The 22,825-nt window shown below is 55.0% G+C and carries 18 protein-coding genes; all 18 read left to right on the plus strand.

The window, feature by feature from the left end; all coding sequences use genetic code 11:
• The first annotated feature begins 158 nt into the window (after nt 1-158).
• The 18 genes from gyrA (at nt 159) to ACU680_RS03965 (ending at nt 22,824) form a co-directional block, all read left to right on the plus strand.
• Complete coding sequence (gyrA, locus tag ACU680_RS03880) at nt 159-2,813, plus strand: DNA gyrase subunit A (RefSeq protein ID WP_007963619.1); 2,655 nt, start codon at nt 159-161, stop codon at nt 2,811-2,813.
• A 234-nt stretch (nt 2,814-3,047) separates the two neighbouring features.
• Nucleotides 3,048-4,133, plus strand: coding sequence for a 3-phosphoserine/phosphohydroxythreonine transaminase (gene serC, locus ACU680_RS03885; RefSeq protein WP_367085315.1), 1,086 nt, complete (start codon nt 3,048-3,050; stop codon nt 4,131-4,133).
• Nucleotides 4,133-5,227 (plus strand): prephenate dehydratase, encoded by a 1,095-nt coding sequence (gene pheA, locus ACU680_RS03890; RefSeq protein WP_007963622.1) that lies wholly within the window; start codon nt 4,133-4,135, stop codon nt 5,225-5,227. The genes serC and pheA overlap by 1 nt, the downstream gene beginning before the upstream one ends.
• 13 nt (nt 5,228-5,240) lie before the next feature.
• Nucleotides 5,241-6,353 carry a histidinol-phosphate transaminase gene (gene hisC, locus ACU680_RS03895; protein WP_095137263.1) on the plus strand — a complete coding sequence of 371 codons (1,113 nt, stop codon included), beginning with the start codon at nt 5,241-5,243 and terminating at the stop codon, nt 6,351-6,353.
• Between the two features lie 28 nt (nt 6,354-6,381).
• A complete protein-coding gene (locus ACU680_RS03900) occupies nt 6,382-8,589 on the plus strand; it encodes a bifunctional prephenate dehydrogenase/3-phosphoshikimate 1-carboxyvinyltransferase (RefSeq protein WP_247268177.1) in 2,208 nt (735 codons plus the stop codon).
• Complete coding sequence (gene cmk, locus ACU680_RS03905) at nt 8,586-9,275, plus strand: (d)CMP kinase (RefSeq protein WP_007963625.1); 690 nt, start codon at nt 8,586-8,588, stop codon at nt 9,273-9,275. The genes ACU680_RS03900 and cmk overlap by 4 nt, the downstream gene beginning before the upstream one ends.
• Before the next feature lie 119 nt (nt 9,276-9,394).
• On the plus strand, nt 9,395-11,080 hold the full coding sequence (gene rpsA / locus ACU680_RS03910) for a 30S ribosomal protein S1 (protein WP_007963626.1): 1,686 nt from the start codon (nt 9,395-9,397) through the stop codon (nt 11,078-11,080).
• A 213-nt stretch (nt 11,081-11,293) separates the two neighbouring features.
• Nucleotides 11,294-11,572: a hypothetical protein gene (locus ACU680_RS03915; RefSeq protein WP_007963627.1), complete on the plus strand. Its 279-nt coding sequence runs from the start codon at nt 11,294-11,296 to the stop codon at nt 11,570-11,572.
• Between the two features lie 152 nt (nt 11,573-11,724).
• Nucleotides 11,725-12,021: an integration host factor subunit beta gene (gene ihfB, locus ACU680_RS03920; RefSeq protein WP_003189779.1), complete on the plus strand. Its 297-nt coding sequence runs from the start codon at nt 11,725-11,727 to the stop codon at nt 12,019-12,021.
• Nucleotides 12,022-12,048: 27 nt separating this feature from the next.
• The gene (locus ACU680_RS03925; protein ID WP_367085310.1) at nt 12,049-12,288 is read left to right on the plus strand and encodes a LapA family protein; all 240 of its coding nucleotides are present in this window, start codon (nt 12,049-12,051) and stop codon (nt 12,286-12,288) included.
• Nucleotides 12,289-12,512: 224 nt separating this feature from the next.
• Nucleotides 12,513-13,589 (plus strand): dTDP-glucose 4,6-dehydratase, encoded by a 1,077-nt coding sequence (gene rfbB, locus ACU680_RS03930; protein ID WP_025113093.1) that lies wholly within the window; start codon nt 12,513-12,515, stop codon nt 13,587-13,589.
• Nucleotides 13,586-14,479 (plus strand): dTDP-4-dehydrorhamnose reductase, encoded by an 894-nt coding sequence (rfbD, locus tag ACU680_RS03935; protein ID WP_400764229.1) that lies wholly within the window; start codon nt 13,586-13,588, stop codon nt 14,477-14,479. The genes rfbB and rfbD overlap by 4 nt, the downstream gene beginning before the upstream one ends.
• The gene (gene rfbA, locus ACU680_RS03940) at nt 14,476-15,366 is read left to right on the plus strand and encodes a glucose-1-phosphate thymidylyltransferase RfbA (RefSeq protein WP_448178687.1); all 891 of its coding nucleotides are present in this window, start codon (nt 14,476-14,478) and stop codon (nt 15,364-15,366) included. Before rfbD ends, rfbA begins: the two co-directional genes overlap by 4 nt.
• A gap of 53 nt (nt 15,367-15,419) precedes the next feature.
• Nucleotides 15,420-16,343 (plus strand): glycosyltransferase, encoded by a 924-nt coding sequence (locus ACU680_RS03945; protein ID WP_448178720.1) that lies wholly within the window; start codon nt 15,420-15,422, stop codon nt 16,341-16,343.
• Complete coding sequence (locus ACU680_RS03950; RefSeq protein ID WP_400764232.1) at nt 16,340-17,299, plus strand: UDP-glucose 4-epimerase family protein; 960 nt, start codon at nt 16,340-16,342, stop codon at nt 17,297-17,299. Before ACU680_RS03945 ends, ACU680_RS03950 begins: the two co-directional genes overlap by 4 nt.
• Nucleotides 17,300-17,784: 485 nt before the next feature.
• Nucleotides 17,785-18,603, plus strand: coding sequence for an ABC transporter permease (locus ACU680_RS03955; protein WP_367085305.1), 819 nt, complete (start codon nt 17,785-17,787; stop codon nt 18,601-18,603).
• Nucleotides 18,593-19,954: an ABC transporter ATP-binding protein gene (locus ACU680_RS03960; protein WP_367085304.1), complete on the plus strand. Its 1,362-nt coding sequence runs from the start codon at nt 18,593-18,595 to the stop codon at nt 19,952-19,954. Before ACU680_RS03955 ends, ACU680_RS03960 begins: the two co-directional genes overlap by 11 nt.
• Nucleotides 19,951-22,824 carry a polysaccharide pyruvyl transferase family protein gene (locus ACU680_RS03965; RefSeq protein ID WP_448178688.1) on the plus strand — a complete coding sequence of 958 codons (2,874 nt, stop codon included), beginning with the start codon at nt 19,951-19,953 and terminating at the stop codon, nt 22,822-22,824. The genes ACU680_RS03960 and ACU680_RS03965 overlap by 4 nt, the downstream gene beginning before the upstream one ends.
• Nucleotide 22,825 lies beyond the last annotated feature (1 nt).

Here is a 22,825-nt window from a genome sequence, read left to right on the forward strand (position 1 = left end):
CCGAGGCAGCTTCACGGAGCTGTCTTTACTGCGCAAATCACGGTCCGACTTGTTGATTTGTCGTAAGTCGGCGCACGGCACTCAGCCTGCCCCGACGAGCTTCGTACATCCCATATGGATATGACGAAGTTTCACCAGAAAAAGGAATCAGGCTTCTCATGGGCGAACTGGCCAAAGAAATCCTCCCGGTCAATATCGAAGACGAGCTGAAACAGTCCTACCTCGACTACGCGATGAGCGTAATCGTCGGCCGTGCACTGCCGGATGCGCGCGATGGCCTCAAGCCCGTGCACCGTCGCGTACTGTTCGCGATGAGCGAGCTGGGCAACGACTTCAACAAGCCGTACAAGAAATCTGCCCGTGTTGTCGGTGACGTGATCGGTAAGTATCACCCGCACGGTGATACCGCGGTGTACGACACCATCGTCCGCATGGCCCAGCCTTTCTCCCTGCGCTACCTGCTGGTTGACGGTCAGGGCAACTTCGGTTCGGTGGACGGCGACAACGCCGCGGCCATGCGATACACCGAAGTGCGCATGACCAAGCTGGCGCACGAGCTGCTGGCCGACCTGCACAAGGAAACCGTGGACTGGGTGCCGAACTACGACGGCACCGAAATGATCCCGGCGGTGATGCCGACGCGCATCCCGAACCTGCTGGTCAACGGTTCCAGCGGTATCGCCGTGGGCATGGCGACCAACATTCCGCCGCACAACCTCGGTGAAGTCATCGACGGTTGCCTGGCCCTCATCGACAACCCCGAGCTGACCGTCGATGAGCTGATGCAATACATCCCCGGTCCGGACTTCCCGACGGCTGCGATCATCAACGGTCGTGCCGGCATCATCGAAGCCTACCGCACCGGTCGCGGCCGCATTTACATGCGTGCGCGCTCGATCATCGAAGACATCGACAAGGTCGGTGGTCGGCAGCAGATCGTCATCACCGAGCTGCCATACCAGCTGAACAAGGCGCGTCTGATCGAGAAGATCGCCGAGCTGGTAAAAGAGAAGAAGCTCGAAGGCATCACCGAGCTGCGCGACGAGTCCGACAAGGATGGTATGCGCGTCGTGATCGAACTGCGTCGCGGCGAAGTGCCTGAGGTGATCCTCAATAACCTCTACGCCCAGACTCAGCTGCAATCGGTATTCGGCATCAACATCGTCGCGCTGATCGACGGCCGTCCGCGCATCCTCAACCTCAAGGATCTGCTGGAAGCCTTCGTTCGTCACCGGCGCGAAGTGGTTACCCGTCGTACCGTATTCGAACTGCGCAAGGCTCGCGAGCGTGGTCACATCCTCGAAGGCCAGGCCGTTGCCCTGTCGAACATCGACCCGGTAATCGCCCTGATCAAGGCTTCGCCGACCCCGTCGGAAGCGAAAGAAGCGCTGGTCAGCACCCCTTGGGAGTCCTCGGCGGTGGTGGCAATGGTGGAACGTGCCGGCGCCGATTCGTGCCGTCCGGAGAACCTCGATCCGCAATACGGTCTGCGCGAAGGCAAGTACTTCCTGTCGCCAGAGCAGGCGCAAGCCATTCTCGAACTGCGCCTGCACCGTCTGACCGGTCTGGAGCACGAGAAGCTGCTGGCCGAGTACCAGGAGATCCTCAACCAGATCGGCGAGCTGATCCGCATCCTCAACAGCGCCGTGCGCCTGATGGAAGTGATCCGCGAAGAACTGGAAGTGATCCGCGCCGAATACGGCGATGTGCGTCGCACCGAGATTCTCGATGCGCGCCTCGACCTGACCCTGGGCGACATGATCCCGGAAGAAGAGCGCGTCGTGACCATTTCCCACGGTGGCTACGCCAAGACCCAGCCACTGGCTGCGTACCAGGCTCAGCGTCGTGGCGGTAAAGGCAAGTCGGCGACTGGGGTCAAGGATGAGGACTACATCGCTCACCTGCTGGTTGCCAACAGCCACACCACGCTGCTGCTGTTCTCCAGCAAAGGCAAGGTTTACTGGCTCAAGACTTACGAAATTCCGGAAGCGTCCCGTGCCGCCCGTGGTCGTCCGCTGGTCAACCTGCTGCCGCTGGATGACGGTGAATACATCACCACCATGCTGCCGGTCGAGGAATACACCGAAGGTCACTACATCTTCATGGCGACCGCCAACGGCACCGTCAAGAAGACCCCGCTGGAATCCTTCAGCCGTCAGCGCAGCGTCGGTCTGATCGCGCTGGAGCTGGACGAAGGCGACGTGCTGATCTCCGCGGCCATCACCGATGGCGAGCGTGAAGTGATGCTGTTCTCCGACGGCGGCAAGGTAACGCGCTTCAAGGAGTCCGATGTGCGTGCCATGGGCCGTACTGCTCGCGGCGTACGCGGCATGCGTCTGCCGGAGGGGCAAAAGCTGATTTCGATGCTGATCCCGGAAGAAGGCAGCCAGATCCTCACCGCTTCCGAGCGTGGTTATGGCAAGCGCACCGCGATCACCGAGTTCCCTGAGTACAAGCGCGGCGGCCAGGGCGTGATCGCCATGGTCAGCAACGAGCGTAACGGTCGTCTGGTCGGTGCGGTTCAGGTGCTCGACGGCGAAGAAATCATGCTGATTTCCGATCAGGGCACGCTGGTGCGCACGCGGGTCGACGAAGTGTCGAGCCTGGGTCGTAACACCCAGGGCGTGACCCTGATCAAACTGGCCAAGGATGAAACCCTGGTCGGTCTGGAGCGGGTTCAGGAGCCGTCGGAAGTCGAAGGCGAAGAGCTTGAAGGTGAAGAGGGTGCCGAGTTCGAGGGGGATGTCGTGATCGACGACGTTGCCGAGGACCAGCAACTCGACGCCGCAGCTGACGAAGAGCCGCAGGAATAAGCGGACAAGCGAGGGGGCGGATGAAAATTCGCCCCCTTGTTATTTGTCGGCCATGAAACATGATCCCTGTAGGAGCTGCCGGAGGCTGCGATCTTTTGATCCTGCTTTGTCCAGTCAAGATCAAAAGATCGCAGCCTTCGGCAGCTCCTACATGGGGTCGGTGTACAGATTCGATGTGCAGAATCACCGATTTACAGATTTTTTGTGTATCACCAAGTCAGAGCGAGATTGGATGTGAGCAAGCGAGCCTATAACTTCTGTGCCGGTCCTGCGGCGCTTCCTGAAGCTGTCCTGCAACGTGCCCAGGGTGAACTCCTTGATTGGCATGGCAAGGGTCTGTCGGTCATGGAAATGAGCCATCGCAGTGATGAGTTCGTGTCCATCGCCACCCAGGCCGAGCAGGATCTGCGTGACCTGCTGAATATCCCGTCGAACTATAAAGTGCTGTTTCTGCAAGGTGGCGCCAGCCAGCAATTCGCGCAGATCCCGCTGAATCTGTTGCCGGAAAACGGCTCTGCCGACTACGTCGACACCGGTATCTGGTCGCAGAAAGCCATCGAAGAAGCCTCGCGCTACGGCCACGTCAACGTTGCCGCCACCGCCAAGCCTTACGACTATTTCGCCATTCCGGGGCAGAACGAGTGGAACCTGTCGAAAGACGCCGCTTACGTTCACTACGCGCCGAACGAAACCATCGGCGGTCTGGAATTCCAGTGGATCCCGGAAACTGGCGACGTGCCGCTGGTGGCCGACATGTCTTCGGACATCCTCTCGCGTCCGGTCGATATCTCGCGGTTCGGCATGATCTACGCCGGCGCGCAGAAGAACATCGGCCCGAGCGGCATCGTCGTCAACATCATCCGCGAAGACCTGCTGGGCAAAGCGCGGTCGCTGTGCCCGACCATGCTCAACTACAAGGTCGCGGCCGATAACGGCTCGATGTACAACACGCCGCCGACCCTGGCCTGGTACTTGTCCGGTCTGGTGTTCCAGTGGCTGAAAGAGCAGGGCGGCGTTGAAGCGATCGCCAAGCTGAATGACGTCAAGCAGCGCACGCTGTACGACTTCATCGACGCCAGCGGTCTCTACAGCAACCCGATCAACAAGTCGGACCGCTCGTGGATGAACGTGCCGTTCCGTCTGGCTGATGATCGCCTGGACAAGCCGTTCCTCGCCGGTGCCGACGAACGCGGCCTGCTCAACCTCAAGGGCCACCGCTCCGTGGGCGGCATGCGCGCCTCCATCTACAACGCCGTCGACATCAACGCCGTCAACGCGCTGGTGGCGTACATGGCTGAATTCGAGAAGGAACACGGCTGATGTCCGAGCAAGAACTCAAGGCACTGCGCATTCGCATCGACGCTCTGGACAGTAAAGTCCTCGAGCTGATCAGCGAACGTGCCCGCTGCGCCCAGGAAGTTGCGCGAGTAAAGATGGCCTCGCTGGCCGAAGGCGAAGTGCCGGTGTTCTATCGTCCCGAGCGTGAAGCTCAGGTGCTCAAGCGCGTGATGGAGCGCAATCAGGGGCCATTGGGCAACGAAGAGATGGCGCGGTTGTTCCGCGAAATCATGTCCTCGTGCCTGGCGCTCGAGCAGCCACTGAAAGTGGCTTACCTCGGCCCTGAAGGCACCTTCACCCAGGCGGCGGCCATGAAACACTTCGGCCACGCGGTGATCAGCAAGCCGATGGCGGCGATCGACGAAGTGTTCCGTGAAGTCGCGGCGGGTGCGGTGAACTTTGGCGTGGTGCCGGTGGAGAACTCCACCGAAGGCGCGGTCAACCACACCCTCGACAGCTTCCTCGAACACGACATGGTGATCTGCGGCGAAGTCGAGTTGCGCATCCACCATCACTTGCTGGTCGGGGAAAATACCAAGACCGACAGCATCAGTCGCATCTACTCCCACGCGCAGTCGCTGGCCCAGTGCCGCAAGTGGCTGGACGCGCATTACCCGAATGTCGAGCGCGTGGCGGTTGCGAGCAATGCCGAAGCGGCCAAGCGGGTCAAGGGTGAGTGGAATTCGGCGGCGATTGCCGGCGACATGGCGGCAGGGCTATATGGCCTGACGCGCCTGGCCGAGAAGATCGAAGACCGTCCGGACAACTCGACGCGCTTTCTGATGATCGGTAACCAGGAAGTGCCGCCGACCGGCGACGACAAGACCTCGATCATCGTCTCGATGAGCAACAAACCCGGCGCGCTCCACGAGCTGCTGGTGCCGTTCCACGACAATGGCATCGACCTGACTCGGATCGAAACCCGTCCGTCGCGCAGCGGCAAATGGACCTACGTGTTCTTCATCGACTTTGTCGGCCATCACCGTGATCCGTTGATCAAAGGTGTACTGGAAAAGATCAGTCAGGAAGCAGTAGCACTCAAAGTGCTGGGTTCCTACCCGAAAGCAGTTCTCTAAGGGGCGGTAGCAAATGAGTGGCAACTTCCTCGCTCTGGCACAGCCGGGCGTGCAACAACTTTCGCCGTACGTTCCGGGCAAGCCTGTGGACGAGCTGGCGCGCGAGCTGGATCTGGATCCGGCGAAAATCGTCAAACTGGCAAGCAACGAAAATCCGCTGGGCGCCAGTCCGAAAGCCTTGGCGGCGATCCGCGAAGAACTGGCGGAGCTGACCCGTTATCCGGACGGTAACGGCTTTGCGCTGAAATCGCTGCTGGCCGAGCAGTGCCGCGTCGAGCTGAACCAGGTGACCCTGGGCAACGGCTCCAACGATATTCTCGAGCTGGTGGCGCGCGCCTATCTGGCGCCGGGCCTGAACGCAGTGTTCAGTGAGCACGCGTTCGCTGTCTACCCGATCGCGACCCAGGCGGTCGGTGCGCAGGCCAAAGTGGTTCCGGCCAAGGACTGGGGCCACGACTTGCCTGCGATGCTCGCGGCCATCGACGCCAATACCCGCGTGGTATTCATCGCCAATCCGAACAACCCGACCGGTACCTGGTTCGGCGCCGAAGCGCTGGATGAGTTCCTGCAGGACGTGCCGGAGCACGTGCTGGTGGTGCTGGACGAGGCGTACATCGAATATGCCGAAGGCAGTGATCTGCCGGACGGTCTGGACTTCCTCGCGGCGTACCCGAACCTGCTGGTCTCGCGCACGTTCTCCAAGGCCTATGGCCTGGCAGCGCTGCGCGTCGGTTATGGCCTGTCCACTGCGGTGGTGGCGGACGTGCTCAACCGTGTGCGCCAGCCATTCAATGTCAACAGCCTGGCGCTGGCCGCGGCCTGTGCGGCGCTGAAAGACGAGGAGTATCTGGCGCAAAGCCGTCAGCTCAACGAATCCGGCATGCAGCAGTTGCAGGCAGGGTTCCGTGAGTTGGGTCTGAGCTGGATCGAGTCCAAAGGCAACTTCATCTGCGTCGATCTCGGTCAGGTTGCTGCGCCGATTTTCCAGGGGCTGCTGCGTGAAGGCGTGATCGTGCGTCCGGTGGCCAATTACGGCATGCCGAACCACCTGCGGGTGACCATCGGTCTGCCGGCGGAAAACAGCCGCTTCCTCGAAGCGCTGCGCAAGGTTCTGGCTCGTGGGTGATGTCACTGCTCTGCAATCTGCTGCACCTATGATCGGTCGCCTTGTGGTGGTCGGTCTGGGCTTGATCGGTGGTTCGTTTGCCAAAGGCTTGCGTGAAAGCGGTCTCTGCCGCGAAGTGGTCGGGGTCGATCTCGACCCGCAATCGCGCAAGCTGGCGGTCGAGTTGGGTGTGGTGGATCGCTGTGAAGACGATCTGATCGCTGCGTGTCAGGGCGCTGACGTGATTCAACTGGCGGTGCCGATCCTGGCGATGGAGAAAGTGCTTGCCCGTCTGGCGAGCGTCGATCTGGGCCAGGCGATCCTGACCGATGTCGGCAGCGCCAAAGGCAATGTAGTGCGCGCGGCGACCGAGGCATTCGGCGGCATGCCGGCGCGTTTCGTGCCGGGTCATCCGATTGCCGGGTCGGAGCAGAGCGGGGTGGAAGCTTCCAACTCTGAGCTGTTCCGGCGGCACAAGGTGATCCTCACGCCGCTCGAGCAAACCGACCCGGCCGCACTGGCAGTGGTTGATCGCTTGTGGCGCGAGCTGGGCGCTGACGTCGAGCACATGCAGGTCGAGCGCCACGATGAAGTGTTGGCCGCGACCAGTCATCTGCCGCACCTGCTGGCCTTTGGTCTGGTCGACTCGTTGGCCAAACGCAATGAAAACCTTGAGATCTTCCGTTACGCTGCGGGCGGTTTCCGCGATTTCACAAGAATCGCCGGAAGCGACCCGGTGATGTGGCACGACATCTTCCTCGCCAATCGCGAGGCTGTCCTGCGCACACTCGATACATTTCGCAGCGACCTCGACGCCTTGCGCGACGCGGTCGATGCAGGGGATGGGCACCAATTGTTGGGCGTCTTCACGCGCGCCCGGGTTGCCCGCGAGCATTTCAGTAAAATCCTGGCCCGCAGGGCCTATGTGGACGCTATGAATTCCAACGATCTGATTTTCCTGGCTCAACCTGGTGGCCGCCTGTCCGGTCGGATTCGCGTACCAGGTGACAAATCGATTTCCCACCGTTCGATCATGCTCGGCTCGCTGGCCGAAGGCGTGACCGAGGTTGAAGGTTTCCTGGAGGGCGAAGATGCCCTGGCGACCTTGCAGGCATTTCGCGACATGGGCGTGGTCATCGAAGGCCCGCACCACGGTCGTGTGACCATTCATGGTGTCGGTCTGCATGGCTTGAAGCCGGCGCCGGGCCCGATCTATCTGGGCAACTCCGGCACTTCGATGCGTCTGCTGTCCGGCCTGCTGGCGGCGCAGAACTTCGACAGCACCCTGACCGGCGATGCGTCGCTGTCCAAGCGTCCGATGAATCGCGTGGCCAATCCGCTGCGGGAAATGGGCGCCGTGATCGAAACGGCTGCCGAAGGTCGTCCGCCGATGACCATTCGTGGCGGGCACAAGCTCAAGGGTCTGACCTACACCATGCCGATGGCCAGTGCTCAGGTGAAGTCCTGCCTGCTGCTGGCGGGTCTGTACGCGGAAGGCAAGACCACCGTGACCGAGCCGGCGCCGACCCGTGACCACACCGAACGCATGCTGCGTGGTTTCGGCTACCCGGTGAGCGTCGATGGCGCTACCGCGTCGGTCGAATCCGGCGGCAAGCTGACCGCGACCCACATTGAAGTACCGGGCGACATCTCGTCGTCGGCGTTCTTCCTGGTGGCGGCCTCGATCGCTGAAGGTTCGGAGCTGGTGCTGGAGCACGTGGGCATCAACCCGACCCGTACCGGTGTCATCGACATCCTGCGCCTGATGGGCGCCGATATCACTCTGGAAAACCAGCGTGAAGTCGGTGGCGAACCCGTAGCCGACTTGCGCGTGCGGGCAGCTAAACTGAAAGGTATCGAGATTCCGGAGGCGCTGGTGCCACTGGCCATCGACGAGTTCCCGGTGCTGTTCGTGGCGGCGGCGTGTGCCGAGGGTCGCACTGTACTGACCGGCGCCGAAGAGCTGCGCGTCAAGGAATCGGATCGCATTCAAGTCATGGCGGACGGCCTGCTGGCGCTGGGCGTCAAGTGCCAGCCGACCCCGGACGGCATCATTATCGACGGCGGTCAGATCGGTGGTGGTGAAGTGCATGGTCACGGTGATCACCGTATCGCCATGGCGTTCAGCGTTGCCTCGCTGCGTGCCACTGCGCCGATCCGCATCCATGATTGCGCCAACGTTGCGACGTCGTTCCCGAACTTCCTCGCGCTGTGCGCGCAGGTCGGCATTCGTGTGGCTCAAGAGGCTCAGTCGTGAAAAACATTGCACCGGTCATCACCATCGATGGGCCAAGCGGTTCGGGCAAAGGCACGGTCGCCGGGATTCTGGCCAAGCGTCTGGGCTGGAATCTGCTGGATTCCGGTGCGCTGTATCGCCTGCTGGCGTTCGCTGCGCACAACCATGGTGTCGACCTGACCAATGAAGAGCTGCTGAAGAAACTGGCCGCTCATCTGGATGTGCAGTTCATTGCGGCGACCGAAGGTCAGCTGCAGCGCATCATTCTTGAGGGCGATGAAGTCAGCGATGTGATCCGTACCGAAAGTGTTGGTGCGGGAGCGTCCCAGGTGGCTGCGCTGCCGGCAGTGCGCGAGGCGCTGCTGCAGCGTCAGCGCGCCTTCCAGGAAGCGCCGGGTCTGGTGGCTGATGGTCGCGACATGGGCACAGTGGTGTTTCCCGATGCGCCGTTGAAGATTTTTCTGACTGCCAGTGCCGAGGAGCGGGCGCGTCGCCGATATTTGCAGTTGAAGGGCAAAGGCGAGGATGTTAGTCTGTCGAGTCTGCTAGATGAGATCCGTGCACGCGACGAGCGTGATACCCAGCGCGCAGTAGCCCCGCTCAAGCCGGCGGCTGATGCGATACAGCTGGATTCCACGGAGTTGTCCATCGATCAGGTGCTTGAACGCATCATGAGCGAGATCGCCATTCGCGATATCGCCGGGTGACCAAGAAGGCCGCAGGGGACCAGTCATAGTCCTGCAGCGCTTCTTTTAAATGAAACTAACCCACACCGTCTGGGGTGTGGAGATGGGCGTATTCTTCGCCCTCATCTACAGGAATTAAAATGAGCGAAAGCTTTGCGGAACTCTTTGAAGAAAGCCTAAAGACCCTGAACCTTCAGGCAGGCTCCATCATCACCGGTGTTATCGTTGATATCGATTACCAGGCTCGCTGGGTAACCGTTCACGCTGGCCTGAAGTCTGAAGCACTCATCCCGCTGGAACAGTTCTACAACGATGCTGGTGACCTGACTATCAATGTCGGTGACGAAGTTCACGTAGCTCTGGATTCGGTTGAAGACGGTTTCGGTGAAACCAAGCTGTCCCGTGAAAAAGCCAAGCGCGCTGAATGCTGGATCGTTCTGGAAGCAGCCTTCGCAGCCGAGGAAGTGGTCAAGGGCGTTATCAACGGTAAGGTTAAAGGCGGCTTCACTGTCGACGTTAACGGCATCCGTGCGTTCCTGCCAGGTTCCCTGGTTGACGTCCGTCCAGTGCGCGACACCACGCACCTGGAAGGCAAAGAGCTGGAATTCAAGGTCATCAAGCTGGACCAGAAGCGCAACAACGTTGTCGTTTCCCGTCGCAGCGTCCTGGAAGCCGAGAACTCCGCCGAGCGTGAAGCTCTGCTGGAATCCCTGCAGGAAGGCCAGCAAGTCAAAGGTATCGTCAAAAACCTCACCGATTACGGCGCATTCGTCGATCTGGGTGGCGTGGACGGCCTGCTGCACATCACCGACATGGCCTGGAAGCGCATCAAGCATCCTTCCGAGATCGTCAACGTTGGTGACGAAATCGACGTCAAGGTTCTGAAATACGATCGCGAGCGCAACCGTGTTTCCCTGGGCCTGAAGCAACTGGGCGAAGATCCATGGGTTGCTATCAAAGCCCGTTACCCAGAAAGCACTCGCGTTACCGCTCGTGTAACCAACCTGACCGACTACGGCTGCTTCGCTGAGCTGGAAGAAGGCGTTGAAGGTCTGGTACACGTTTCGGAAATGGACTGGACCAACAAGAACATCCACCCTTCGAAAGTCGTACAAGTCGGCGACGAAGTGGAAGTCATGGTTCTGGACATCGACGAAGAGCGTCGTCGTATCTCCCTGGGCATCAAGCAGTGCAAGTCGAACCCATGGGAAGACTTCTCTGGCCAGTTCAACAAGGGCGACAAGATCTCCGGCACCATCAAGTCGATCACCGATTTCGGTATCTTCATTGGTCTGGACGGCGGCATCGACGGTCTGGTTCACCTGTCCGACATCTCCTGGAACGAAGTGGGCGAAGAAGCCGTACGTCGTTTCAAGAAGGGCGACGAACTGGACACCGTCATCCTGTCGGTTGACCCAGAGCGCGAGCGCATCTCCCTGGGCATCAAGCAACTGGAAAGCGATCCGTTCTCCGAGTACGTCTCGGTTAACGACAAAGGCGCTATCGTTACTGGCACCGTGAAAGAAGTTGACGCCAAAGGCGCCATCATCGTTCTGGCTGACGACATCGAAGCGACCCTGAAAGCCTCCGAAATCAGCCGTGACCGCGTTGAAGACGCGCGCAACGTTCTGAAAGAAGGCCAGGAAGTTGAAGCCAAGATCATCAGCGTTGATCGCAAGAGCCGCGTAATCCAGCTCTCGATCAAGTCGAAAGACGATGCTGAAGAGAAAGAAGCCATCCAGAGCCTGAAAGCAGCTCCGGAAGGTGAAGCAGCTGACACCACTATGGCGGCACTGCTGCGTCAAGCAATGGCCAAACAGAACTAAGTTCTGCTTGATCATGAAAAAGGGCGACTTCGGTCGCCCTTTTTTGTGCCCGCGATTTGATGAGGTGTGCCGCGGTTTGCGTATGTCGGGGCTGTGGTGAAACCAATCTCTTCAGCGAGTTGTCTGTTTCTTTAATCGGATCAATCGCCTATTCGCGACTAAGCTGGGTATTACTCGTGCGGTAGTCGGGCGTTGCCTGGCATAAGGAAGTGGATGAACAGGTTTATTGTGTTGATTGCAGTGTTGGTTTTGGCTGGATGTACCACAAGTGCCAAAACGCATGCCGTGCGCGGCGTCAGCGGTATCGAGATCGACTGCTCTGGTCTGGGTTCGGGGTGGGAGAAGTGCCAAAGACGCGCGGCGAAGGAGTGTAAGGGGGCGGGTTACAGGGTAATCACCCGATCTGACCAGGCCAGGGATGAAGATGAATATCCGTTTGGCTTCAATCCCGCAGGCTACGTCACTCGAACCATGCTGGTCATGTGCCGTTGAATGTGCGCGGCTTCGGTTTGTGCTTTTGTGCACTGAAAACAGGTGTTTCGGCGCCAAGGAAGATATGTCAATCCCTGGGCTGTTCAAAATCTTCCGGGCGTGCTAAAACCTTTCAAGCGCTGATCTAGCTGCTTGAAAAAGAAGGGAAAAATATGACGAAGTCGGAGTTGATCGAACGAATTGTCACCCATCAAGGGCTACTCTCATCCAAGGATGTGGAGCTGGCCATCAAGACCATGCTTGAACAAATGTCCCAGTGCCTGGCTACCGGCGATCGCATCGAGATCCGTGGGTTTGGCAGCTTCTCTCTGCACTACCGTGCGCCGCGCGTCGGTCGCAATCCGAAGACCGGTCAGTCGGTCAGCCTTGACGGCAAGTTTGTTCCGCATTTCAAGCCGGGCAAGGAATTGCGTGATCGGGTAAACGAGGAAGAGGAGGAGGGGGTTTGACAGTCGCTATTTCTCAAGGAGTCACTCATGCGTAACCTCAAGCGCATGCTTCTTGGCGTTTTCATTTTATTGTTGGTGTTGGTGATTCTGGCGTTCGTGCTCGAGAATCAGCAATCCACCTCGTTGATGTTTCTCGGTTTGGCTGGGCCACAACTTCCACTATCGTTGGTGGTGGTGTGCGCATTGCTCGTTGGCATGCTGATTGGTCCGATCCTTGGGTGGTTTCTGGGGCGTTCGTCCAGAGCTGCACGAAAGCGCCTTGTCTGAGTTTGATGGTTGCAGCGCGCCTATCAAATTTGGGTCGTCGCTTGTCCATATCCATTAGTAAAACGTTCATTAAGCTGTAAAATGCAACCCTTGTTCGATAGTGGTCTATTTCCACGTCGATTCAGACTGACTCTGACGGAAGCCCTGAGGTTGGTGGCTTCCGCATTCATGGATTAGACAGCGCCCTTATATGGCCTGTCCGCAGCTCAAGGGTATGCTTTCGCGTGAAAATTCTAGTTACCGGCGGCGCCGGGTTCATCGGCTCGGCAGTCATCCGTCACATCATCTCCAACACCACCGACTCTGTCGTTAACGTTGATAAGCTGACCTACGCCGGTAACCTGGAGTCTTTGGCTGAGGTCAGTCATGACTCGCGATACGCTTTTGAGCGTGTTGATATTTGTGATCGTGATCAGATTGATCGTGTTCTGCGTGAGCATCAACCCGATGCGATTATGCATCTGGCCGCAGAATCTCATGTTGATCGCTCTATTTCCGGGCCTTCCGAGTTCATCCAGACCAACATCATCGGCACTTACACATTGCTTGAGGCGGCTCGCCATTATTGGGCTGCACTGGATGATGCGCGTAAAGCCAGCTTCCGTTTCCATCACATTTCGACTGACGAAGTTTATGGTGATCTGGAAGGTCCGGAAGATCTGTTCACTGAAACTACACCTTATCAGCCTAGTTCCCCGTACTCGGCCAGCAAGGCCAGTTCCGATCACCTGGTTCGCGCATGGGCTCGCACCTACGGCTTGCCGACACTGGTGACAAACTGCTCGAACAATTACGGCCCTTGCCACTTTCCCGAGAAGTTGATCCCGTTGATCATTCTCAATGCACTGGAAGGCAAGCCATTGCCGGTCTATGGCAAAGGCAATCAGGTTCGCGATTGGTTGTATGTCGAAGACCATGCGCGTGCGCTGTACAAGGTTGTAACTGAAGGTGTCATTGGCGAGACCTACAATATTGGTGGTCACAACGAGAAGCAGAACATTGAGGTTGTCCATACTCTTTGCGCGCTGCTTGACGAGCTTCGTCCTGATTCCGCGCATCGCCCGCACGCAAGTCTGATTGCTTATGTGCAGGATCGCCCTGGCCATGACCAGCGCTACGCGATCGATGCAAGCAAGATTCAACGTGAGCTTGGCTGGACGCCGGAAGAAACCTTCGAAACCGGTATTCGCAAGACTGTCGAGTGGTATTTGCAGAACACTGAGTGGGTTGCTCACGTGAAGAGCGGCAGCTATCAACAGTGGATCGATCAAAACTACGCAGACCGTTCAAAAAAAGCATGAAAATCCTTCTACTTGGAAAAAACGGCCAGGTAGGCTGGGAGCTGCAACGCTCCCTGGCTCCTCTGGGCGAACTGGTTGCTCTGGATCGCCACCCGGCTGGCGGTCTGACTGGTGATCTGTCTGACCTTGACGCGCTGCGTAATACGATTCGTCAGGTCAAGCCCGACATCATTGTCAATGCGGCGGCTTACACTGCCGTTGATAAGGCCGAGTCCGAAATCGAGTTGGCTGATCGCGTGAACGGTCTCGCCACGAAGGTTATGGCGCAGGAAGCTGCGTCTTTGAACGCGTGGCTGATTCACTATTCCACCGACTATGTGTTCAGTGGAGAAGGATTGGCTGCCTGGCGGGAGACCGACGCGGTATCGCCGGTCAATCACTATGGCGCCAGCAAGCTGGCAGGCGAACAGGCGATCGTCGCCTCGGGTTGCAGGCACCTGATTTTCCGTACAAGTTGGGTCTATGCAGCGCGTGGCAATAATTTCGCCAAGACCATGCTGCGTCTGGCCAAGGATCGCGAGACACTTGGTGTCATCGCCGACCAGATCGGTGCTCCAACAGGTGCTGACCTGATTGCTGACGTGACAGCATTGGCTATTCAGCGGGTTCTGCTCCGCCCTGAGTTGGCAGGTCTCTATCATTTGGCCGCTGCCGGCGAAATCTCATGGCACGGATATGCCTGTCATGTGATTGACCTTGCCAAGGCTAACGGTGAGGAGCTTGCCGTCAAGGCAATCAATCCAATAGATACCACCGCCTACCCGACTCCTGCGCGCCGCCCTCTGAATTCCCGACTGGACACTCAGAAACTGCGCGACAACTTTTCTCTACACTTGCCGGATTGGCAAAGTGGTGTAACCCGAATGATTATGGAAGTTCTGAATAAATGATCACGACAAATCGTAAAGGCATCATTCTCGCCGGCGGTTCCGGCACACGCCTGCATCCACTGACGCTCGGCGTTTCCAAGCAGATGCTGCCCATCTACGACAAGCCGATGATCTTTTATCCTTTGTCGGTGCTGATGCTGGCCGGCATGCGTGAAATCCTGATCATTTCCACGCCCGATGATTTGCCAAGCTTCCGCAAGTTGCTGGGAGACGGAAGTCTATACGGCATCAAGCTGACTTACGCAGAGCAGCCAAGCCCCGATGGTCTTGCTCAGGCGTTCATCATTGGTGAAGAGTTCATCGGTGATGATCCGTGCTGCCTGATTCTGGGCGACAATATTTTTCATGGTCAGCATTTCTCCGACAATCTGCGCTCAGCCTGCTCTCAGCAGGAGGGGGCCACAGTGTTTGGATATCATGTTTCTGATCCCGAGCGCTTCGGTGTCGTGGAGTTTGATGCGCAAGGTCGGGCGCTGAGCATTGAAGAGAAACCGGCCAAGCCCAAATCGAGCTATGCGGTTACCGGTTTGTATTTCTATGACAACAAGGTCGTCGAGATTGCCAAGGGAATCAAGCCTTCTCCGCGTGGTGAGCTTGAAATCACCGACGTAAATCGGGCCTATTTGAGCCAGAATTCCTTGAAGGTTGAGCTTCTTGGTCGCGGTTTCGCATGGTTGGATACAGGGACTCACGAGTCGCTGCTTGAGGCCAGTCACTTTGTGCATACGATCGAGCATCGGCAAGGTTTCAAGGTCGCATGCCTGGAAGAAATCGCCTACAACAATGGCTGGATTGATGCTGTCCAGCTCGCGCAACAGGCAGGGCGCTTGAAGAAAACCGGTTACGGGCAATATCTGCAGCAACTGTTGGAGACAGGTCATATCTGAATTTGCTCGTGAAAATTCAGTGCGCCCTTCTTTAGGGGTAATTCAGGGCTGGTATAGCGGTGAGACCCATTAAAGTTGCAATTTTGCTTGCTGCGTACAATGGCATGGCATGGATCGAAGAGCAGGTCGCTTCGATTCTTTGCCAGCAAGGGGTGGAGCTCAACCTCTTTATCAGTATCGACCCCTCAACGGATGGTACTGAAGCCTGGTGTGCAGATCTTGCCGCCCGACATGATTGTGTGACAGTGCTGCCTACCGGTGATCGGTATGGCGGCGCTGCATGTAATTTCTATCGCTTGGTTCGTGATGTCGATCTGACTGCGTTTGATTTCGTCGGGTTTTCCGATCAGGACGATATTTGGCTTCCTGAAAAACTGAAGCGCGCCACCGATATTCTTGCAACCGGCGAATACTCCGCTTATTCGAGCAATGTCACGGCCTTTTGGTCGGATGGGCGAACTGTTGTTTTGAATAAGGCGCAGCCTCAGGTTGCCTGGGATCATATATTCGAGGCGGCAGGTCCAGGTTGTACCTATGTATTCAGTCGCGCATTGGCGCAACACCTGAAACAATCAATGCTGGCCAACTGGCATTCGCTGCAGGGTGTCACTTTGCATGACTGGTTCTGTTACGCCTTTGCGCGTAGCCATGGATATCGCTGGTTCATAGATCCTTTGCCTTCTATGCGATATCGGCAGCACGAGCACAATCAGGTGGGCGCGAATACCGGAATTTCCAATCTGATTGCTCGATACAAAACGATCCATGATGGTTGGTGGTTTGATCAGGTGCGATTGATTGTGCGGTTGGTGGGGCTGGATTCGGATCCTTTTGTTCGGCGCTGGTCGAAGCTGGGGCGTTGGCAGTTACTCAAACTATCACTGAGTGCTGCAAGTTGCCGGCGACGATTGCGTGACAAAGTGTTGTTTTTCTTTACCTGTTGGTTAACTTCTCTGTTAGGAGGGAAGGCAAGATGACTTCCCGAAGAGTATTGGTTACAGGTGCTACCGGTTTTGTCGGCGAGGCGGTCGTTCTCCGATTATTGCTTGATCAAGTGCTGACCCCGGTAGCTGTCGTCAGAAGGGCATCGTGTTTGTCGGGATTGTGCCCCACGGTAATGTTCGATCTTGCCAGTTCGAATGAGCTGCCCGAGTTCGAGAATATAGATGCGGTGATTCACGCGGCCGCGCGCGTGCATGTCATGAAAGAGGCAGCACCAGATGCGCTCGCAGCCTTTAGAAAAGTAAACGTCGACGGTACTGTGAAACTGGCGCGAAAAGCGGCGCAATCAGGGGTCAGACGCTTCATATTTATCAGTTCGATCAAGGTTAACGGTGAGGTGACGCTGCCAGGTCATCCGTTCAAGGCCGATGACATCCCGGCGCCTCTTGATGCGTACGGCATTTCAAAGTTCGAGGCGGAAGAGGCGCTGAAGAGTATCGGTAAAGAGACCGGGATGGAGGTTGTCATTATCAGGCCTCCGCTTGTCTATGGGCCGGGTGTAAAGGCAAATTTCTACCGGATGATGAGCGTGCTGACGAGGCGGTTGCCGTTGCCGATGGGCGCAATCAATAATCGTAGAAGTTTGGTGGGTATCAGTAATCTGGTGGATCTGATTGTCACCTGTGTTGATCACGTTGGTGCCAGGAATCAGACCTTCCTGGTCAGCGATGGCAGAGATTTGTCCACTAGCGAACTGTTGCGTTGCCTGCGAGAGACAATCGGTGGCAAGGCGTTGCTGATACCTTTTCCCGAAGTGGTGCTCAGGGCGGTTTTGAGATTGTGTGGAATGCACTCTGTCATACAGCGAGTTTGTGGTTCTTTGCAGGTTGACATTACGGCAACAAAGACGGCTCTCGGTTGGTCTGCGCCTTATTCTCCAGAGGTGGAGTTAAAGAGGACTGCACTAAAGTTTCTTGAGAAGCAACAATAAATTATTATTGATATGGAGCTTTGGAAGTGCGGTTGGAATGTTGTTAGGTTGCAGGTGTTAGCAATAATTACTGGGGCTGTATCTTTTTTTTGTTGTGATGTATAATGGGGGGTATTTTTATATTTGTTTTTGTGCTTGAGAGTAGTGGATCCCGTTGAGTTTTGAGTCGAAATATTTCCTCTTGGGGTGCATTACCAATCTTACTTAAAGGATTAATGTGGTGGAGTTAAAGTGGAGTGGTTTTTGGAAGTTGTCATGGAAGTGTTGTTTTGCACATGACTAACTAATCATTCGCTTTTCTCTAATCAATGAGATGGATTTAAAATGAAGTTTGGTCAAGTGGATGATTCTGTGATTTTTATGAACGGTGTAGCAGAACATTTTGGGGCTTGCGAGTCGATCATTGTGGGAACTAACGTTAGGCAGTTACGCATCGTTTCAGATGGTGCAGGAAATCTCCCGAGCGATGCTGAGGTGTGCTGGTAATGGAAAAGTTTTCAATTTCGCCCCTGAATATGGTCAGTAGTTTCTGGAAAAATCGCGGACTTATCAAGGCTTTGGTCAAACGCGAAATTGTTGGGCGTTATCGCGGCTCCATGATGGGTATCCTGTGGTCATTCCTGATCCCAGTATTTATGTTGAGTGTGTATACACTGGTGTTCAGTGTTATTTTCAAGGCGCGCTGGGGTGGAGGAGGTGACTCTAAAGTCGAGTTCGCCCTGGTACTGTTTGCCGGTCTGCTGGTTTATAACTTTTTTGCTGAATGTATCAATAAATCACCGTTATTGATTACAAGTAATATAAATTATGTAAAGAAAGTTATTTTTCCTCTTGAGATTCTGCCTTGGGTCAGTATGGGGGCGGCTCTGTTTCATGCGCTGATCAGTTTAAGTGTCTGGATTGCAGCCTATGCCTTGCTTTTTGGTATTCCTCATTTGACCGTATTTCTTATTCCTCTGGTTTTTTTGCCGCTCATATTGTTTGTGATGGGGTTTTCCTGGTTGCTCGCTGCGTCCGGGGTTTTTCTGCGTGATATATCGCAACTGATCGGTATTATTACAACGACGCTGATGTTTTTGTCGCCGATCTTCTATCCGGCAACGGCCATTCCCGAAGAATTCCGCGGCCTGCTTTTCATGAACCCTCTGACCCCAGTGATTGAGTTGGCGCGAGGCGTATTATTTTTTGGGCAAGGTATTGATTGGGGACTCTACTCAATCTGCATGGCGGTCTCCGTCGTCGTATGCTGGCTGGGTTTCGCCTGGTTCCAAAAAACAAGAAAGGGGTTTGCCGATGTCCTCTGATATCTCGATCAAAGTTGAGAACCTGAGCAAGTGCTATCACATTTACGACAAGCCCAGCGACCGCTTGCTGCAAATGCTTTCTCCAGTGAGAAAGCAGTATTACAAAGAATTTTGGGCGCTTCGCGATCTTTCGTTTGAGGTCAAGCGAGGAGAGTCGATTGGTATTCTCGGCCGAAACGGTTCGGGCAAATCAACGCTTTTGCAAATGATTTGCGGCACACTGAACCCGACCACCGGCAGCGTGCAGACATTTGGCAGGATTGCTGCGTTGCTTGAACTTGGCTCGGGGTTCAATCCAGATTTTACAGGCCGTGAGAATATTTTTCTGAATGGCACGATCCTCGGCCTGACCCAGAAAGAAATCGAAGACCGTTTTGACGCAATCGCTGCTTTCGCAGATATCGGTGATCACCTTAACCAGCCGGTTAAAACATATTCGAGCGGGATGCTGGTTCGTTTGGCGTTTGCCGTACAGGTCCAGGTCACTCCAGACATCCTTATCGTTGACGAGGCGCTCGCGGTTGGCGATGCGCTGTTTCAAAAGCGCTGCTTCCAGCAGATTGAAAAGCTGATTTCTGATGGCACCACGCTACTTTTTGTTTCCCACGATCAGGAAAGCGTTCGCACCCTGACTCACCGAGCTTTGCTTCTGCACAAGGGGGTGAGGAAGATGTGGGGTAAATCATCTGACGTCGTTCTGGAGTATCGTCGGATGCTTCATGAGGACGAACGCCAGAGCTTTCTTGAGTACGGTGCAAAGCTGACGGCCAATGCGGCAGCCACTACAGCGGCGGTTAAAGAGGCAAAGGTCAAAGGCGTTGAACTTCCGGAGAAACATAACAAGATCAAGTCTTTTGGTGATCTCGAAGCTGAAATTCTGGGTGTGAAAATCCTCGATTCCAAAGGTGTTGAGGTCTCGCATTTTTATATTGGCGAGCGCCTCACGATCAAGGTCTCGCTGCGGGCGAACGTTGATCTGAATAATGTCAACGTTGCATTTCGTATTCGAAACAAGGAAGGCGTCAAGATTACTTCATGGGGCACATTGAATCATGATATGCGCGCATCACTGAAGAATGCTGACGCGTCTGAAATTATTTGGTTGAAGAACTTCAGCGCAGGTACGGAGTTTGCGGTGGAGTTTAATGCTGCCTGCACGCTTGGTGCAAACCTCTACGAGGTACAGGCGACGGTGACTCGTGAGCATGATATGTATTATGGGTCGCAGCAAATATTGCATTGGATGGACGAAGCTGCCTTCTTTACTGTGGCAATCAAACAGCAAGAACATGTTGTTGGCGGTATTTGCGATTTGGGTTTTGAACAAAAACTTATAGAGCATTCAGCATGAAAGTTGCCATCTTCAATGACACCAGCAGCTATCACCATATAGGTTGCCTTGCCGTGTCGGATGCTCACGACAGAATGCTCTCGGAAGTGGGGGCAGTGGTCGAATATCGACACTTCGTCAATGAGTTTCATGATTTGTGGCAGGGTGACGAAAAATCAACCCGTGATTTTCTTGCAAATGGTGCCCTGGCTGCAGAAATTTCTGCAGTTGATGCTGTGGTGGTCAATGGTGAAGGCACGATCCATCACGGATCAGGCCTTCATTTGCTTGCCATCCTCGCCTATGCTCAAGAGCTGGGCAAGCGCACCGTTTTGGTGAATGCGGTCTTGCAGGATGTACCTGTTTATCTCGATGTCCTGGCAAAGCTTGATGACTTGACCGTCAGAGAGGTGAACTCATTCAGATACTTGTCTAGCCTGGGCATTGACTCGCGAATTGTATCCGATTCGATTGTTGGAGCACGGTTCAACCCAGGTGTTGACGAAAACTATCGTGACAAGGTCATTATCACCGACTGTCATTTGTCTCGAGAGGATGTAAGGCAGGTTCTGGAAGGAGCCAACGCCGAATTTTCTGCTGATTGTGTTTACTTTCCGCTTGAATATGAAAACAGTGTAAATGACTGGCGGGATACTTTAAGAAAGTTTCGCGCAGCGAAGCTTGTTATTACAGGTCGCCACCACGCCGTCTATCTGGCTTTACTCGCGAACACTCCATTTATCGCCCTGCCTTCCAATACCTGGAAGATTGAGGGCACGTTGGAGCAGTTGGGCGGGTTGTTCGCAATGTGGGCCGGAGAGGATATCGTCCACATGGCTCACCGTGCCATGGAGAATCCCGAGGCATACAAATCGGTATTCGCTCACAAATTGCTTGCCAATCCATTGAGCACTTTTGTGAACCTGCGTGACAGTGGCGTTCCTAAGTCTCTGCTGGATATCGAAGCCTATAAGGAATTGGCAACGAAGTATTTTTCGCCTCTGTCAGACGTTCTGTTTTTAGGTTCGAATGCAAGTCTGCGTTTGTTTAAAAACCACTCGATTGCACGAAACTTCGTATTCAGTGAGATCCCTCTCTCGGTATTGACCGATGGCGCCATTGATACAGTTGCTCTAAAAGGCGTTGTTCCCGAATCAAGTCGTGACATCGATACGATCGTTTGCATCGATGCTGTTGTGGATTCGGCAGGACTTACGTTTCTCACTGCTCTTGCAGCGGAGAAGCTACGGCCTGGTGGTCGTCTTCTGGTTCGGTGTTCGAACGATTCGTGTGCTGACGGGGATATTTCCCCCGAGAATAAATCAGCTCTTGAGGCCAAGGGGCTGCTTTTTGAATCAAGTCTGAGCATTGCTGCACTTGAGGCGCAGACAGCTGAGAGTAACTGGATTCTCTCGTTTTTCAGAAGTCCCCTTGTAAAGTATTCTGCGCCGTATGAAGAGAGAAACTTGCCGAAATTTAATGGCAAGACTCACCTTGTTGATTTCGCTCGGTATTACGAAAATCCGTGGATTGTCCATTCCGTGGTGGAAATTCCATGGAGGATAAAGAATGCTGAGCAACTGTTCAAATTATCGGAACAGATACTCTCATGTTCGAGTGATGCCAGCGCGGACCAAGGTGCAGCATTGGCAATTCTTGGGTGGAGATACTTTGAGGCGGATTCAGCAGTAGACCTGTTGGATTGGAGTAACGCGGTTGATGTATATCTGAAAAATGATCAGTCGGATAATCCACATGTTCGCAGGTGGTGTGTTTCGTTAAATTATCTTCAAGCTCGATTTTGCCACCGAGCGAATTTTCAACAGCGAGCGCTGCAATATTACAAAAGTGTTGTGAATAGCCAGATTTCCAGTATTACGCCGACACTTGGAACAAAGCAGGTCAGTGCGGCCTATCATGCCGGTATGATTCACTGGAATGCTAGTGAGCGTGAACAAGCGATCAGCATGTGGAAACAGGGAGTCAAGCTCGCGTTTGAGTGTTTGAACTCTGATATGTTGGAGTTTGTTGGCAATATCGATCAGCCTTTTATGTTCTCGTTGAATGATTCTGTAGAAATCATCGACGGTGCCGTTCAGTGTGCTTCGGCATTGAATATTTCATCGAAGACATCTGTAGCTTCCGAAGGTTTTATTCTGTCGGCGTTGGACGAAGTTGCACGAAATGCATTGCGTAGTGCATTCAACAGAGTTTCGCTGGAATTACAAGAGTGCAGCGCTGAAAAGGTCTCTCTCCACGCTCGCCTCAACGAAACGCTGACGGCTAAGAAGTACGCTGAGAATCTGGCGTTCGGACGCCTGGATGAGATAAACAGCCTATGTTCTGAAATTCAAAAGGTTCAGGATCAGTTAAAGCTTACGGAAGACGCCAAGAGCTACGCAGAATCTTTGGCGATCTCCCGCTTGGCTCAGCTGGATGCATTAAACGCCAACGTCAGCTCAATGGATAGAATCCATTTCCTTAGCACGGTAAATGATGATCTGAGAAAGCAGTTGAGTCTGATTGAAAGCGCGAAAGACGAATCTGACGCTCTGGCCGTTTCCCGCTTGGGCGAGCTTGATGCACTCAATGTAAAAAGTGTAGAGCAGTCCAAAAAACTTGGTGAAGAGCTTCGTGCACTGACAGAGAAGTTGCAACTGACAGAAAATGCCAAGGCTTATGCTGAATCGTTGGCCATTTCTCGATTGGATGAACTCAATGCACTCAAGGAGAATACTGAAAAGCAGGATCAGATTGTTGGGCTCTATGCAGAGAATCAAGCTTTAAGGGAAAGGCTACAACTTACAGAAGATGCCAAGGCTTTTGCGGAGGAATTGGCAATTTCTCGTTTGGCTGAGCTCGATGCTATTAAAAAAAGTGAAGGGAATTGAT

The organism is Pseudomonas sp. LF020 (assembly GCF_053456425.1).

Coding starts and splice junctions, on each gene's coding strand:
- ACU680_RS03900 (WP_247268177.1), top strand. CDS start 6,382: ATGATCGGTCGCCTTGTGGTGGTCGGTCTGGGCTTGATCGGTGGTTCG.
- gyrA (WP_007963619.1), top strand. CDS start 159: ATGGGCGAACTGGCCAAAGAAATCCTCCCGGTCAATATCGAAGACGAG.
- pheA (WP_007963622.1), top strand. CDS start 4,133: ATGTCCGAGCAAGAACTCAAGGCACTGCGCATTCGCATCGACGCTCTG.
- ACU680_RS03960 (WP_367085304.1), top strand. CDS start 18,593: ATGTCCTCTGATATCTCGATCAAAGTTGAGAACCTGAGCAAGTGCTAT.
- hisC (WP_095137263.1), top strand. CDS start 5,241: ATGAGTGGCAACTTCCTCGCTCTGGCACAGCCGGGCGTGCAACAACTT.
- ACU680_RS03965 (WP_448178688.1), top strand. CDS start 19,951: ATGAAAGTTGCCATCTTCAATGACACCAGCAGCTATCACCATATAGGT.
- ACU680_RS03950 (WP_400764232.1), top strand. CDS start 16,340: ATGACTTCCCGAAGAGTATTGGTTACAGGTGCTACCGGTTTTGTCGGC.
- ACU680_RS03955 (WP_367085305.1), top strand. CDS start 17,785: ATGGAAAAGTTTTCAATTTCGCCCCTGAATATGGTCAGTAGTTTCTGG.
- rfbA (WP_448178687.1), top strand. CDS start 14,476: ATGATCACGACAAATCGTAAAGGCATCATTCTCGCCGGCGGTTCCGGC.
- ACU680_RS03915 (WP_007963627.1), top strand. CDS start 11,294: ATGAACAGGTTTATTGTGTTGATTGCAGTGTTGGTTTTGGCTGGATGT.
- rpsA (WP_007963626.1), top strand. CDS start 9,395: ATGAGCGAAAGCTTTGCGGAACTCTTTGAAGAAAGCCTAAAGACCCTG.
- ihfB (WP_003189779.1), top strand. CDS start 11,725: ATGACGAAGTCGGAGTTGATCGAACGAATTGTCACCCATCAAGGGCTA.
- ACU680_RS03925 (WP_367085310.1), top strand. CDS start 12,049: ATGCGTAACCTCAAGCGCATGCTTCTTGGCGTTTTCATTTTATTGTTG.
- rfbD (WP_400764229.1), top strand. CDS start 13,586: ATGAAAATCCTTCTACTTGGAAAAAACGGCCAGGTAGGCTGGGAGCTG.